Origin of the sequence: Streptomyces sp. NBC_00667, from assembly GCF_036226825.1 — a bacterium.
Classification (GTDB): Bacteria; Actinomycetota; Actinomycetes; order Streptomycetales; family Streptomycetaceae; genus Streptomyces.
In genome coordinates, this window is sequence record NZ_CP109022.1 from 1,880,055 (window position 1) to 1,894,420 (window position 14,366).

The window sequence follows — 14,366 nt, forward strand, 5'->3', positions numbered from 1 at the left end:
TCGGATTGCCCCGCACGGGTGGGGGGTACGGCCGGGTGTTCGACCGGCGGCCCTGTCGTGCGGGGCGGTGGCGGTGGTGGGTCAGCCCGCGGTGCGTACGCGCAGGGCGCGGGCGAGGTCGTCGAGCTGGTCGACGAGCTTGCGCCGCAGCAGCGGGATGAGTTCGGGGTCTTCGAGGCAGGCGCGCCCGGCCCGCAGGTTGTCCTCGTCGACGGCGTGGGCGGGGAAGGCCCAGCGGCCGGCGGCGTCGCCGATGGCGGGTCCGCGGCGGGCGGCGACGGCGACCGCCTCCGGGTAGTAGCGCGGGACGTAGTCGCGGACGAGGTCGGCCTGTTCGGGCTGCCAGAAGCCCTGGGCGGTCGCGCTGAACAGGTAGTTGGACAGGGTGTCGTCGTGGAAGAGCCGGTTCCAGGCGGCTTCCTTGGCTTGGGCGTCCGGCAGTGCGGCGCGGCAGCGGGCGGCGCCTTCCTCCCCGGTGGCGGTGGGGTCGGTGGCGAGGGCGGCGGCGATGTCGTCCTCCCCGATGGCGCCGAGTACGGCGAGCCGGGCCAGGATGCGCCAGCGCAGTTCGGGGTCGAGTTCGGGTCCGCCGGGTACGGTGCCGTCGGCCAGCCAGCCGGCGAGGGTGTCGGGCTGGGTGGCGCTGTCGATGTGGACGCGTACGGCGGCCAGGCGCAGGCCGGGGTCGGATCCGTCCTCGGTGCGGCGCAGCAGGGCGCGGGCGGTGTCGGTGAGGGTGGCGAGGGCGGCGGTGCGCCGCTCGGGGGCGACGTAGCGGGCGGCGATGTGGGTGCGGGCGAAGGCGAGTACGCCCTGGACGACGGCCAGGTCCTGCTCTTCGGGCAGGTGTGCGCGGGCGGTCTCCAGGTATGCCTCCGGTTCGAGTTCGCCGTCGCGGACCATGTCGCGCAGGGAGTTCCACACGACGGCGCGGGTGAGCGGGTCGGGGAGGGCGGACAGGCCGCGCAGGGCGGTTTCGACGGAGGCGGCGTCGAGGCGGATCTTGGCGTAGCCGAGGTCGCCGTCGTTGAGGAGGAGCAGGGCGGGGCGCGGGCCGCTGACGGAGAGGACCTCGTCGGTGGGTACGTCGATGTGGAGGCGTTCGCGCAGTTCGAGTGCGCGGCTGCCCGGTACGCGGTCGTAGAGGCCGACGCCGATGTGGTGGGGGCGGCTGCCGTGGTGGTCGACGGTGAGGGTCCAGCCGGAGGTGTTCTCCTCGATGCGGGGGGTGAGGGTGTCGACGCCGGTGGTGCGCAGCCACACCTCGGCCCAGGCGTGGACGTCGCGTTCGGTGTGGGCGGCGAGGGAATCGACGAAGTCGGCGAGGGAGGCGTTGGCGAACTTGTGGCGGGTGAAGTGGGTGTTGATGCCGGCGAGGAAGTCCTTCTCGCCGAGCCAGGCGACGAGCTGGCGCAGTGCGGAGGCGCCCTTGGCGTAGGAGATGCCGTCGAAGTTGAGGAGGGCCGAGGCGGTGTCGGGGACGGCGTCGGGGGCGACGGGGTGGGTGGAGGGCCGCTGGTCGGCGTCGTAGCCCCAGGGTTTGCGTTCCATGCCGAACTCGGTCCAGGTGCCGGTGAAGCGGGTGGCTTCGACGAGGGTCTGGTAACCCATGTACTCGGCGAAGGACTCGTTCAGCCAGATGTCGTCCCACCAGCGCAGGGTGACGAGGTCGCCGAACCACATGTGGGCCATTTCGTGGGCGATGACCATGGCGCGGCGCTGGCGTTCGGTGTCGGTGACGGCGGAGCGGAAGACGAATTCGTCGCGGAAGGTGACGAGGCCGGGGTTCTCCATGGCGCCCGCGTTGAATTCGGGGACGAAGGCCTGGTCGTAGGAGTCGAAGGGGTACGGTTCGGCGAACTTCTCGTGGTAGCGGTCGAAGCAGTCCTTGGTGACGGAGAGGATCTCCTCGGCGTCCGCGTCGAGGTAGGGGGCCAGGGAGCGCCGGCAGTGGAGGGCGAAGGGCAGTCCGGCGTGGTCGGTGCGGACGCTGTGCCAGGGGCCGGCGGCGACGGCGGCGAGGTAGGTGGAGATGACGGGGGTGGGGGCGGAGGTCCAGATGCCGGCGCCGTCGCTGTCGCGGTCGCCGGTGCGGGTGGTGATGCCGTTGGCGAGGACGTACCAGTGGGAGGGGGCGGTGACGGTGAACTCGAAGACCGCTTTGAGGTCGGGCTGGTCGAAGGCGGCGAAGACGCGCTGGACGTCGTCCATGAACATCTGGGTGTAGACGTACGTCTCCCCGTCCTCGGGGTCGGTGAAGCGGTGCAGTCCCTCGCCGGTGCGGGAGTAGCGCATGCGGGCTTCGACGCGCAGTTCGTGGGGGCCTTCGGCGAGGCCGGTCAGCGGGAGGCGGCTGCCGTCGAGGGCGGCGGGGTCGAGCGGGTGTCCGTCGAGTTCGACGGAGCGCAGTTCGTCCGGTTTCAGTTCCAGGAACGTGTCGCCGGGGGTGCGGGCGCTGAACCTGATGACGGTCGCGGAGTCGAAGGTCTCGTCGCCGGTGGTGAGGTCGAGGGTGACGGCGTAGTGGTGGACGTCGAGGAGCTGGGCTCGGAGCTGCGCTTCGTCGCGCGTCAATGCGGAGGACATGGGGCCCATGCTGCCGGATGCGGCGGCCGGGCCCCAGGGGTCTACTCTTCGCCCGCAGCGATCGTCTCGTGGTGGCGGATGACCTCGGCGATGATGAAGTTCAGCAGTTTCTCCGCGAACGCCGGGTCGAGTTTCGCGTTCTCGGCGAGCTGGCGCAGGCGGGCGATCTGGCGGGCCTCGCGGCCGGGGTCCGCGGGGGGCAGCTGGTGGCGGGCCTTGAGGTGGCCTACCTGCTGGGTGCACTTGAAGCGCTCGGCGAGCATGTGGACCACGGCCGCGTCGATGTTGTCGATGCTGTCCCTGAGGCGGGCCAGTTCGGCGGTGACGTCCTCGCCGGTCGTCTCGCCGCTCGCCTCACCGGCGCTGACGTCGGGCTCGTCGGGGTAGCTGGTGTTCATGGTCCCCGAGAATACGTGGCGTGAAGGGCTGCCGACCTGGTCGGCCGGACAGTGAGACGACCTGGCCGGCGCGGGCCCGGGGGCGTGGTGACGGTGGGGATGCGGGCGGTGACGGACGGGCGCCCCGCGCGGACGGGGGGGCGGTGCGCCGGCCTGGCGGTGCCCCGCGCGGGGTGGCGGGCGGTGCGCCGGCCCGGCGGTGCCCCGGCCTGGCGGCCCTGGCGGGCCGGGAGGCCGGGGCGGGGGTGGTCACAGGTTGGCGGCCGCGGCCCTGATGTCGGCGGCGAAGGTGGAGACCTCCGAGTAGACGCCGGGGTAGCCGGGCCGGGCGCAGCCCTCGCCCCAGCTGACTATGCCGACCTGGATCCAGGCGTTGGTGTTGTCGCGGCGGAACATCGGGCCGCCGGAGTCGCCCTGGCAGGTGTCGACGCCGCCCTGGTCGTAGCCGGCGCAGATCTCGTCGCCGGGTACGAGGTCGCTGCCGTAGGCGCTCTGGCAGGCGGCGTCGGAGACGAAGGGGACGGTGGCCTTGAGCAGGTACCGCTGTTGGCTGCCGCCTTCGCGGGCGGCGCCCCAGCCGGCGATGGTGAAGGTGCCGTTGTCGTAGGCCTTCGTGTCGGCGATCTTGAGGGTGGGCAGGTTGATGGGCTTGGCGAGCTTGATGAGCGCCCAGTCCTTGCCGGAGCCGTTGTAGCCGGGGGCCTGGAGGACCTTGGTGGACTTGACCTTGATGGCGCTTGAGCTGTTGAGGTCGACGACCCCGGCGGTGGCGGTGATGGAGGTGTTGTTGCCCGAGCCGTTGACGCAGTGGGCCGCGGTGAGGACGATCTGCTGGCTGTAGAGGGCGCCGCCGCAGCCCATGGAGAGGCGGACCATGAACGGGAACTCGCCTTGTGCGGCCCGCGTTCCACCGACGACGGGGGTCGGCGAGGCGGTGGCGGAGCCCGGCTGGAGGCTGACGGCCGCGAGGGCGACGGCGCCGACGGCCAGGGCGCGCCTCAGGAGGGTGGCAAGGGTGGACACAGTCGACACACTGCCTTTCGTGGGGGGTTGGGCCGTACGCGTCACGGGTGATGACGCGTTCATGACACTCCGCCATGACACAACGGCGCCGCCCGGGCAACAAGAACGCGTTTTCGGACAACTTCCGCGGGACGCCACCGTGACTGCGGCGAGGAGGGCGCCATGACGCAGAACGGCAGGCACAACGGCCCCGTCGCGCACGGATTTCCGCATCTGGAAACGGTGCGCAAGGCGATCACCGCGCTGTTCCGGCGGCTCTCCTACGAGGGGATCCTGGCGTACGGGGCGAGCCTCGCCCCCGCCGAGGCCGCCTTCGGCGACGACGAGGACCTGTACCTCGGCGCGCACCGCGTGGCCTCCGCCGTGGTGCGCGCGCTACGGCTGCCCGACGCCCGGATGGTCGTCAGCTTCCGCACGATGGCGGAGGCGGCCTCCGTGGAGCTGACGGCCGGGCCCGAGTACTTCGTCGAGGTGAACCAGCGCTTTCGCACCCATCGCCGCGACCTGGCCGCCGCCCTCGCGCACGAGGCCGCCCACGTCCTGCTGCACCGCCTGGACCTGGCCTTCCCCACCACCGCCGAGAACGAGATCCTCACCGACACCGCGGCCGCCTACCTCGGGGCGGGCTGGCTGCTGCTCGACGCCTACCGCGAGGACGCCCTCACCCACCAGAAGCTCGGCTACCTCACCCCCGAGGAGTTCGGGTACGTCCTCGCCAAACGCGGCCGCCTGCTCGGCGAGGACCTGTCCGCCTGGTACACCAGCCCGCAGGCCTACGAGGCCCACGTGCGCGGCCGCGCGCTCGCCGACCGGGACCACCGCCTGCCCCCGCTGGCGGCCGCGCCCTGGGCGGAGCGCCGCCGCTACGCCCACGGCCGCCGGACCGGGACGGCCGCGCCGGGAGCCCCGTACCGCTTCGAGGGGCGGGGCAGCGCCCTGCGGGTCAGTTTCCCCTGCCCGGTCTGCGCCCAGCGGCTGCGGCTGCCGGCCGGGCGCGGCCGCCTCACCGCACGGTGCGGCCTGTGCCGTACGGAACTCGATGCCGACACCTGAACGGCCCGGGGCGGCCGCCTCGGGCCGGGCCGTCAGTGGAGGAAGAAGTCGGTGGCCAGGCGCTGGAAGTCTTCGGCGGCCTCGCCCTGGACCAGGTGGCCGCAGCGGGGGAAGACGTGGAGCCGGGCGTCGGGGATCGCCTTGAGCGCCACGAACGCCCCGTCGACGGGGGTGACCCGGTCCTCCCGTCCCCAGGTCAGCAGCACCGGGCAGCTGATGCGGTGGGCCTCGCGCCACAGCAGCGAACCCTGCGGCCACTTGGCGAACGAGGCTGCCATCCGGGCGCTGCCCAGCCGGGCCCGCGGGTCGACGGCCTCGGCGTGGCGCTCCTCGACGAGTGCGTCGGTGACGCGGGACGGATCGTGCACGAGGGCGGTGAGGAAGGCCCGCATCTGCTCGCGGGTCGGCTCGGGCGAGCCGGCGAACTCGATGAGCCGCCGCAGGCCTTCGGTCGGCTCGGCGGAGAAGAGGTTCAGGGAGAGCCCGGCGGGGGCGTTCAGCAGCAGTCCCCCCACCCGGTCGGGGTGGTCGAGGGCGATCCGGGCGGCGACGCCGCCGCCGAGCGAGGTCCCGAGGAAGTGGGCCCGGGGTATGCGCAGTCCGTCCATGAGGGCGACGACGGCGTGGGCGCTGTACGAGAAGTAGTCGCGGTCGGGCTCCGGCAGGTCGGAGCGGCCGTAGCCGGGCTGGTCGATGAGCAGGGTACGGAACCGGCGGGCGAAGTGGGGCAGGTTGTCGGCGAAGTTGCCCCAGCCGCAGGCGCCCGGGCCACCGCCGTGCAGCATGACGAGTACGGGGGCGTCGGCGGGGCCGGCCTCGTGGTAGTGGAGGGTGAGCGGACCGGCCGCGGCGGTGCGGGAGGTGTTCTCGTACGTGTGAATCGGCATGATCACAGGATCGCCGACGGGAAGTCGGGGCCAGGATGGTTCAGCGCGTGGGCGTAGCGGGTAGTCATATCGCGACGCACGCGCGAAGCCTCCGGACCCGACCCCTCGCCAGGGGGCCGGGCCCGGGGCGCGTCCGCCGCCCCGGCCCCTGCGACGGGCCCCGGGAGCCGCCGCGCCCCCTCCCCCGGCCGCTTCCGCACGGCGGGCCCCGGGCAGCCGCCGCGGGCGACGCCTACTCCCCCGCCCCGTACACCGCCCCCGGGGGCTGCGCGCGCGCCAGGAGCTTCGCCGCCGCCTCGCCCGCCTCCGCCGGGGTCCAGCGCGCGGCGCGTTCGGCCGTCGGCCCGGGCCGCCAGCCCTCCATCACGGTGATCCGGCCCCCCTCCGCCTCGAAGACGCGCCCCGTCACCCCCTCCGAGGCCCCCGAGCCCAGCCACACCACCAGCGGCGACACGTTCTCGGGGGCCATCGCGTCGAAGCCGCCCGCGCCCGGCGCCGCCATGGCCTCGGCGAAGGTCCGTTCCGTCATCCGGGTCCGCGCGGCCGGCGCGACGGCGTTGACCTGGACCCCGTAGCGGCCCATCTCCGCCGCCGCGACCAGCGTCAGCGCCAGGATCCCCGCCTTGGCGGCGCTGTAGTTCCCCTGCCCGACCGAGCCCAGCAGTCCCGCCCCGGACGAGGTGTTGACCACCCGCGCCGCGACCGGCCGCCCCGCCTTCGCCTCGGCCCGCCAGTACGCCGCCGCGTGCTTGAGCGGCAGGAAGTGGCCTTTCAGGTGGACCCGGACCACCGCGTCCCAGTCGTCCTCCTCCAGGTTCACCAGCATCCGGTCGCGCAGGAACCCGGCGTTGTTGACCAGCGTGTCCAGGCGCCCGAACGCCCCGAGTGCGCACTCGACCAGGGACGCCGCGCCCTCGCCGGTGGCGATGTCCCCGCCGTGCGCGATCGCCCGTCCTCCCCCCGCCTCGATCTCGGCCACCACCCGGGCGGCCGGGCTGTCGGGGCCGGGCAGCCCGTCCAGTCCCACCCCGAGGTCGTTGACCACGACCCGCGCCCCTTCCTGCGCGAAGGCCAGCGCGTGGGCGCGGCCCAGCCCCCGGCCCGCGCCCGTCACGATGACCACGCGTCCCTCGGCAAGCCCCATCTCAGTCCTCCTTGTTGACATGTGCCGCGTCCAGAAAGGCGGGCCGCTCCCCGCCGCCGTGCACCAGCAGGCTCGCCCCACTCACGTACGCCGCCCGGTCCGAGGCCAGGAACACCGCCGCCGCCCCGATGTCGCAGGGTTCCGCCAGCCGCCCCAGCGGAACGGTTGCGGCGACCGCCCGGACGCCCGCCTCGTCCCCGTAGTGCAAGTGGGCCAGTTCGGTCCGCACCATGCCGGGGACCACCGAGTTGACCCGTACCTCGGGCGCCCACTCGACGGCCATCGAGCGGGCCAGGCTCTCCAGCCCCGCCTTCGCCGCCCCGTAGGCGGCCGTGCCCGGCGAGGGGCGGGTGCCGCTGACGCTGCCGATCATCACGACCGAGCCCCGGGACCCCCGCAGCCACGGGTAGGCGGCGAGCGAGGCCGTCATCGGGGCGAGGAGGTTCAGCTCGACGACTCGGGCATGGCGCGCCGCCTCCCCCTCCCCCAGCAGCCGGTACGGGGTTCCGCCCGCGTTGTTGACCAGGCAGTCCAGCCGCCCGTACCGCTGGGCGACCGCCTCGAACAGCTCCTGGACGGCGGGGGGTTCGCGCAGGTCGACGGCGGTGAAGGCCGCCTGCCGGCCGTCCTCCTCGACCGGCTGCCGCGGCGGGCGGCGCGCGCAGACGACCACCTGCGCGCCCGCCGCGAGGAACGCACGCGCGATGCCCGCGCCCACCCCCCGGGTTCCGCCGGTGACGACGACCACCCTCCCCTTGAGCTCCATCGGCTGCTACCTTCCTCACCTAACAAATGTTTGGTGGAAAGGTAGCTGATCCGCCCATGGGTGTCTCCACCTCCAGCCCCGACGAGGGCATCGCGCTGGTCACCGTCGACTTCCCGCCCGTCAACGCCCTCCCGGTGAGCGGCTGGTACGAACTCGCCGACGCCCTGCGCGCCGCCGGCCGCGACCGGTCCGTTAGGTGCGTCGTCCTCGCCGCCGAGGGCCGGGGCTTCAACGCCGGCGTCGACATCAAGGAGATGCAGCGCGACAGCGGCCACGGCTCCCTCATCGGCGCGAACCGCGGCTGTTACGAGACCTTCGCCGCCGTCTACGAGTGCGAGGTGCCGGTGGTGGCCGCCGTCCACGGTTTCTGCCTCGGCGGCGGGATCGGCCTGGCCGGGAACGCGGACGCGATCGTCGCCTCCGACGACGCCGCCTTCGGCCTGCCCGAGCTGGACCGGGGCGCGCTCGGCGCCGCCACCCACCTGGCCCGCCTGGTCCCCCAGCACCTGATGCGGGCCCTGTACTACACCTCCCGTACCGCGACCGCGGCAGAGCTGCACGCGCACGGCTCGGTGTGGAGGGTCGTCCCGCGCGCGGAGGTCCGCGCCGCCGCCCTGGAGCTGGCGGCGGAGATCGCCCGCAAGGACGGCTACCTGATCCGGCTGGCCAAGGCGGCCATCAACGGCATCGACCCCGTCGACGTACGGCGCAGCTACCGCTTCGAGCAGGGGTTCACCTTCGAGGCCAATCTCAGTGGGGTCGCCGACCGGGTCCGCGACTCCTTCGGCAAGGAGCGGGAAGCATGACCGACAAGTCCATGACCCCCGAGGACGTGGTGGGGCGGCTGCGCAGCGGGATGACGCTGGGCATCGGCGGCTGGGGCTCGCGGCGCAAGCCCATGGCGCTGGTGCGGGCACTGCTGCGCTCCGGGATCACCGACCTCACCGTCGTCTCGTACGGCGGCCCGGACGTCGGGCTGCTGGCCGCGGCCGGGCGGATCCGCCGGCTCGTCGCCCCCTTCGCCACCCTCGACTCGATCCCGCTGGAGCCGCACTTCCGGGCCGCCCGCGAGCGGGGCGCGTTCACGCTGACCGAGCTGGACGAGGCGATGTTCATGTGGGGCCTGCACGCCGCGGCGAACCGGCTGCCGTTCCTGCCCGTGCGCGCCGGCCTCGGCTCCGACGTGATGCGCGTCAACCCCGAGCTGCGGACCGTCACCTCCCCCTACGCCGACGCGGAGGAGTTCGTCGCCGTCCCCGCCCTGCGCATGGACGCGGCCCTGGTCCACCTGAACCGCGCCGACCGTCTCGGCAACGCCCAGTACCTGGGCCCCGACCCGTACTTCGACGACCTGTTCTGCGAGGCCGCCGACGCGGCGTACGTCTCCTGCGAGCAGCTCGTGGAGAGCGCCGACCTCGCCAAGTCCGGGCCGCCGCAGTCCCTGCTCGTCAGCCGCCACAGCGTCACCGGCGTCGTGGAGACCCCGGGCGGGGCGCACTTCACCTCCTGCGTCCCCGACTACGGCCGGGACGAGCCCTTTCAGAAGCTGTACGCGTCCACCCCCTGGCCCGAGTTCGCCGCCCGCTTCCTGTCCGGGCCGGGCGAGTCGGCCTACCAGTCGGCCGTCCAGGCCTGGCACGAGGAGCAGCGGTGACCAGTGAGCCGACCCGCGCCGAATACTGTGTGATCGCCTGCGCCGAGGCCTGGCGCGGTGACGGTGAGGTCCTCGCCAGCCCCATGGGCCTCGTCCCTTCCGTCGGCGCGCGGCTCGCGAAACGGACCTTCAGCCCCGACCTGCTGCTCACCGACGGCGAGGCGGCGCTCGTCGGGCTCGACGGCACGGTGGAGGGCTGGCTCCCGTACCGCCGTCACCTCGCCATGGTCACCGGCGGCAGGCGGCACGTGATGATGGGCGCCAGCCAGATCGACCGGTACGGCAACCAGAACATCTCCTGCATCGGGGACTGGGAGCGGCCCGCCCGCCAGCTCCTGGGGGTGCGCGGCGCACCTGTCAACACCCTCAACAATCCGGTGAGTTACTGGATCCCGCGGCACTCGGCCCGGGTCTTCGTGGAGCGCGTCGACATGGTCAGCGGCGTCGGCTACGACCGGGCGGAGGCGGCCGGGGTGACGCGCTTCCACCGTCTGCCCCGGGTGGTCAGCGATCTCGGCGTCTTCGACTTCCGGACCCCCGACCGCTCGATGCGCCTGGCTTCCCTCCACCCCGGGGTCACCGTCGACCAGGTCCGGGACGCCACCGGTTTCGACCTGGCGGTGCCCGACGACGTCCCGTACACGCGGGAGCCGAGCGCCGAGGAGCTGCGCCTGATCCGCGAGGTGATCGACCCCGAGGGCCTGCGCGAGCGGGAAGTACGGGTCTGAGGCGATGGAGACGGCATTGACGGAGCTGGTCGGGGTCCGGTACCCGATCGTGCAGACCGGCATGGGATGGGTGGCCGGCCCCCGGCTGGTGTCGGCGTCGGCGAACGCGGGCGCGCTGGGGATCCTGGCGTCGGCGACGATGACGCTGGAACAGCTGCGGGCCGCGGTGCGCGAGGTGAAGTCCCGTACGGGCGCGCCGTTCGGGGTGAACCTGCGCGCCGACGCCGGTGACGCCGCCGAGCGGGCCCGGCTGATCATCGACGAGGGGGTGCGGGTCGCGTCCTTCGCGCTCGCGCCGTCCCGGGAGCTGATCGTCCGGCTCAGGGACGCGGGGGTGGTCGTCATCCCGTCGGTCGGGGCGCGCAGGCACGCGGAGAAGGTCGCGGCGTGGGGTGCGGACGCGGTGATCGTGCAGGGCGGCGAGGGCGGCGGACACACCGGCGAGGTGGCCACGACCGTGCTGCTGCCGCAGGTCGTCGACACCGTGGACATCCCGGTGATAGCGGCGGGCGGTTTCCACGACGGCCGGGGCCTCGTGGCGGCCCTCGCCTACGGGGCGGCGGGCATCGCGATGGGTACCCGCTTCCTGCTCACCTCCGATTCGACCGTCCCGGACGCGGTCAAGGCCGAGTACCTCAGGGCGGGCGTCAAGGACGTCACCGTCACCACGGCCGTCGACGGGCTGCCGCACCGGATGCTGCGCAGCGAGCTGGTCGATTCCCTGGAGCGGGCCGGCCGCGCCCGGGCGCTGGCCCGGGCGGTGCGCCACGCGGCCGGTTTCCGCAGGCTGTCGGGCCTGTCCTGGTCGCGGATGGTGCGGGACGGGCTGGCGATGAAGCACGGCAAGGACCTGTCCTGGAGCCAGGTCCTGCTCGCCGCGAACACGCCGATGCTCCTCAAAGCGTCCATGGTCGAGGGCCGCACGGACCTCGGTGTCATGGCGTCCGGGCAGGTCGCAGGGGTGATCGAGGACCTCCCGTCCTGCGCGGAACTCGTCGGCCGGGTCATGGCCGAGGCACAGAGCGCACTCGTACGACTGCACGCCGGCGGGACCCTGCCCCCACCAGGGTGACCGTCCCTTTCCCCCTCCTCCCCTCAGGAGCCGCCCAGATGAGCCGTGTCCGTATCCGCCTGGTGACGGCGGCCCTCGCCGCCGCCCTCGCCGTCACCACCGTGTCCGCCACCGCAGCCTCCGCTGCGCGGGCGCCCGTCCGCCCCGGGCTGCACCGGACGGCAGCAGAAACGATCCGTCAGATTCCCCTCCAGGGCGCGGTCAACTTCCGCGACCTGGGCGGCTACCGCACCTACACCGGCGGGCAGGTCCGCCAGGGGCTGGTCTACCGCTCCGACGCGCTGAACAAGCTGACCGCCGCGGACCTCACCACCGTCTCCGGCCTCGGCCTCACCAAGGCCGTCGACTTCCGCGTCCCGTTGGAGGTCCGCTACGACGGCGCCGACCGGCTGCCCGCGGGGCTCACCCCCACCTCGCGCCCGGTCAGCGACCTCGGCCTGTACGCGACCCTGCTCACCGTCCTCTCCAGCGGCGACCCCGCCGAGCAGGAGCAGATGCTCGGCGGCGGCCGCGCCGAGGCCTACATGCGCGACATCTACCGCACCTTCGTGACCAGCGCAGAGAACCGGGCGCAGTTCGCGGCGACGCTGCGGGAGATCGCGGACGGCACGGGGCCGCTGCTGTACCACTGCACGTCGGGCAAGGACCGTACCGGCTGGGTGAGTTACGTGCTGCTGCGCGCGCTCGGCGTCCCCGAGAGCGGCGCCGGGCAGGACTACCTGGCCTCGAACACCTTCCGCGCGGCCTACGACGCCCAGGTGCGGGCGGGCCTCAAGCAGTCGGGCCGGATGCAGGACCCGGATCTGCTGATCCCGCTCCAGGAGGTCCGCCAGGACTACCTGGACGCCGCGACCGCCCGGATGGAGGCGGACTACGGCGGCTTCTACGGCTACCTCACCGACGGCCTCGGCCTGGACCTGCGGACCCTGGCGAAGCTGCAGACGAGGCTGGTCCGGTCGTAGAAACCGCCGTAGACGTGGATACGGCCGTGGATACGACCGTGGAAACGGCTACGCCGGGCGGCGCGCTCACTGCGCGCCGCCCGGCGTAGCGGGGTACTTCTTGCCGGATCAGGCCGACCGGCGCCGGCCCTGGCCCGCGCCACCGACGCGGCTGCGCGCAGAAGCCGCCGCCGCACCGCCGGAGGGGGCGCCACCGCTGCGCCGACCGCGTTCGCCCGAGCCGGAGCCCTGACCGGCCGCCTGTCCGCGGCGGGCCTGGCCCGTACCGGCGGCGGGAGCCTGCCCGGCGCCGGGGCCACCGGAGCGGCGGCTGCGGCCACCACCGGCGGACGGAGCCGCGCCCGCGGACGAACCCGTACGCGATCCGCCCGAGCGGCGGCCCGAGCCGGAACGCGCCTTGGGCTGCGCGGGCTGCGGCACCTCCAGCACCACCGGGATGCCGGACGGCGTCTTGGCGCCGGTCAGGCGGGACAGTTCCTCGTCGGAGGACTTGATCTGCGCGGTGCGCGGGGAGATCCCGGCGTCCGACATCAGGCGGGTCATGTCGCGCTTCTGGTCGGGCAGGACCAGGGTGACGACGCTGCCGGACTCCCCGGCGCGGGCGGTACGGCCGCCGCGGTGCAGGTAGTCCTTGTGGTCGGTGGGCGGGTCCACGTTGACGACGAGGTCCAGGTCGTCGATGTGGATGCCGCGCGCGGCCACGTTGGTGGCGACGAGCGCGGTGACCTCGCCCGTCTTGAACCAGTCCAGGGTGCGGTTGCGCTGCGGCTGGGAGCGGCCGCCGTGCAGGCCGGAGGCGCGCACGCCGTCGGCCAGCAGCTTCTTGACCATGCGGTCGACACCCCGCTTGGTGTCCACGAACATGATCACCCGGCCGTCGCGGGCGGCTATGCGCGTCGCCACGGCCTTCTTGTCGGTTTCGTCCATGACGTACAGGACGTGGTGTTCCATCGTGGTGACGGCGCCGGCCGACGGGTCGACGGAGTGGCCGACCGGGTCGGTCAGGAACATCTTGACGAGCTTGTCGATGTTCTTGTCCAGCGTCGCGGAGAACAGCATGGTCTGGCCGTCGGGCCGGACCTGCTTGAGCAGCGCGGTGACCTGCGGCATGAAGCCCATGTCGGTCATCTGGTCGGCCTCGTCGAGGACCGTGATCGCGACCTCGTCGAGGATCGCGTCGCCGCGGTCGATGAGGTCCTTGAGCCGGCCGGGGGTGGCGACGAGCACTTCGGCGCCGCGCCGCAGGGCGCCGGACTGCCGGTTGATCGACATGCCGCCGACGACGGTGGCGATGCGCAGGTTGACGGCGGTGGCGTACGGCGCCAGCGCGTCGGTGACCTGCTGCGCGAGCTCACGGGTCGGTACGAGGACCAGCGCGAGCGGCGACTTGGGCTGCGCGCGGCGGCCGGCGGTGCGGGCGAGCAGCGCCAGGCCGAAGGCCAGCGTCTTGCCGGAGCCGGTGCGGCCGCGCCCGAGCAGGTCACGGCCGGCCAGGGAGTTCGGCAGGGTCGCGGCCTGGATCGGGAAGGGTTCGGTGACGCCCTGGGCGGCGAGGGTCTTCAGCAGCGCCTCAGGCATGTCCATGTCCTCGAACGCGGCGACCGGCGGCAGCGCCGGGGTCAGCGGTTCGGGCATGGTGAATTCTAGGGGCCTGGCGGCGGGGGCGGACTTCTGCCGTCCCGCACCAGCCTTCGGACGTCCCTGGGCCGCTCCTCGGCCCCGGGCGGGACGGCGGCTGGGTCGTGCGGAGCTGGAGCTGGTCATGCGAGAAAGCCCTCCTGAAACCGGCAGGTAAAACAAAGGTCGAAACAGCAGACAAGCCGGGGCCCGCACCTCGCGGTGCGGACCCCGGCATGCTGAAAAAATTAGGCGGGGAGGATGTTCTCCGCCTGGGGGCCCTTCTGGCCCTGGGTGACGTCGAAGGACACGCGCTGGCCCTCGGTGAGCTCACGGAAGCCCTGGGTGGCGATGTTCGAGTAGTGGGCGAAGACGTCCGGGCCGCCACCGTCCTGCTCGATGAAGCCGAAGCCCTTTTCCGAGTTGAACCACTTCACGGTGCCAAGTGCCATTTTGAATCTCCTGAATAGGCGGCA

General features: G+C 73.2%; 14 protein-coding genes. 6 read left to right on the top strand and 8 right to left on the bottom strand.

Annotated elements, in window-relative coordinates; all coding sequences use genetic code 11:
* Positions 1-81 precede the first annotated feature (81 nt).
* The 3 genes from pepN to OHA81_RS08950 form a co-directional block, all read right to left on the bottom strand.
* On the bottom strand, positions 82-2,586 hold the full coding sequence (gene pepN / locus OHA81_RS08940; protein WP_443056481.1) for an aminopeptidase N: 2,505 nt from the start codon (positions 2,584-2,586) through the stop codon (positions 82-84).
* Between the two features lie 41 nt (positions 2,587-2,627).
* Positions 2,628-2,984, bottom strand: coding sequence for a chorismate mutase (locus tag OHA81_RS08945; protein WP_329194408.1), 357 nt, complete (start codon positions 2,982-2,984; stop codon positions 2,628-2,630).
* 249 nt (positions 2,985-3,233) lie between these two features.
* A complete protein-coding gene (locus OHA81_RS08950; protein ID WP_329194409.1) occupies positions 3,234-4,016 on the bottom strand; it encodes a serine protease in 783 nt (260 codons plus the stop codon).
* 153 nt (positions 4,017-4,169) lie between these two features.
* On the opposite strand from OHA81_RS08950, the gene OHA81_RS08955 reads away from it, so the two are divergent.
* The gene (locus tag OHA81_RS08955; RefSeq protein WP_329194411.1) at positions 4,170-5,060 is read left to right on the top strand and encodes a hypothetical protein; all 891 of its coding nucleotides are present in this window, start codon (positions 4,170-4,172) and stop codon (positions 5,058-5,060) included.
* Positions 5,061-5,092: 32 nt separating this feature from the next.
* Here OHA81_RS08955 and OHA81_RS08960 read toward each other — a convergent pair whose 3' ends face one another.
* The 3 genes from OHA81_RS08960 to OHA81_RS08970 form a co-directional block, all read right to left on the bottom strand.
* Complete coding sequence (locus OHA81_RS08960; RefSeq protein ID WP_329194413.1) at positions 5,093-5,947, bottom strand: alpha/beta fold hydrolase; 855 nt, start codon at positions 5,945-5,947, stop codon at positions 5,093-5,095.
* 232 nt (positions 5,948-6,179) lie between these two features.
* Complete coding sequence (locus OHA81_RS08965) at positions 6,180-7,091, bottom strand: SDR family oxidoreductase (protein WP_329194414.1); 912 nt, start codon at positions 7,089-7,091, stop codon at positions 6,180-6,182.
* Position 7,092: 1 nt separating this feature from the next.
* Positions 7,093-7,857 carry an SDR family oxidoreductase gene (locus tag OHA81_RS08970; protein WP_329194415.1) on the bottom strand — a complete coding sequence of 255 codons (765 nt, stop codon included), beginning with the start codon at positions 7,855-7,857 and terminating at the stop codon, positions 7,093-7,095.
* Positions 7,858-7,913: 56 nt separating this feature from the next.
* On the opposite strand from OHA81_RS08970, the gene OHA81_RS08975 reads away from it, so the two are divergent.
* From OHA81_RS08975 to OHA81_RS08995, 5 genes are read left to right on the top strand one after another with little or no spacing between them, the layout of a single operon-like run.
* Positions 7,914-8,663 carry an enoyl-CoA hydratase family protein gene (locus OHA81_RS08975; protein ID WP_329194417.1) on the top strand — a complete coding sequence of 250 codons (750 nt, stop codon included), beginning with the start codon at positions 7,914-7,916 and terminating at the stop codon, positions 8,661-8,663.
* The gene (locus OHA81_RS08980; RefSeq protein ID WP_329194419.1) at positions 8,660-9,511 is read left to right on the top strand and encodes a CoA transferase subunit A; all 852 of its coding nucleotides are present in this window, start codon (positions 8,660-8,662) and stop codon (positions 9,509-9,511) included. Before OHA81_RS08975 ends, OHA81_RS08980 begins: the two co-directional genes overlap by 4 nt.
* Positions 9,508-10,239 carry a CoA-transferase subunit beta gene (locus OHA81_RS08985; RefSeq protein ID WP_329194421.1) on the top strand — a complete coding sequence of 244 codons (732 nt, stop codon included), beginning with the start codon at positions 9,508-9,510 and terminating at the stop codon, positions 10,237-10,239. The genes OHA81_RS08980 and OHA81_RS08985 overlap by 4 nt, the downstream gene beginning before the upstream one ends.
* A gap of 4 nt (positions 10,240-10,243) precedes the next feature.
* A complete protein-coding gene (locus OHA81_RS08990) occupies positions 10,244-11,311 on the top strand; it encodes an NAD(P)H-dependent flavin oxidoreductase (protein ID WP_329194423.1) in 1,068 nt (355 codons plus the stop codon).
* A 38-nt stretch (positions 11,312-11,349) separates the two neighbouring features.
* Positions 11,350-12,273: a tyrosine-protein phosphatase gene (locus tag OHA81_RS08995; RefSeq protein WP_329194425.1), complete on the top strand. Its 924-nt coding sequence runs from the start codon at positions 11,350-11,352 to the stop codon at positions 12,271-12,273.
* 108 nt (positions 12,274-12,381) lie between these two features.
* On the opposite strand, the gene OHA81_RS09000 is transcribed toward OHA81_RS08995, so the two are convergent.
* Complete coding sequence (locus tag OHA81_RS09000; protein ID WP_329194427.1) at positions 12,382-14,037, bottom strand: DEAD/DEAH box helicase; 1,656 nt, start codon at positions 14,035-14,037, stop codon at positions 12,382-12,384.
* A gap of 101 nt (positions 14,038-14,138) precedes the next feature.
* Positions 14,139-14,342, bottom strand: a complete 204-nt coding sequence (locus OHA81_RS09005) for a cold-shock protein (protein ID WP_008743912.1) — start codon at positions 14,340-14,342, stop codon at positions 14,139-14,141.
* Between the last annotated feature and the right edge of the window lie 24 nt (positions 14,343-14,366).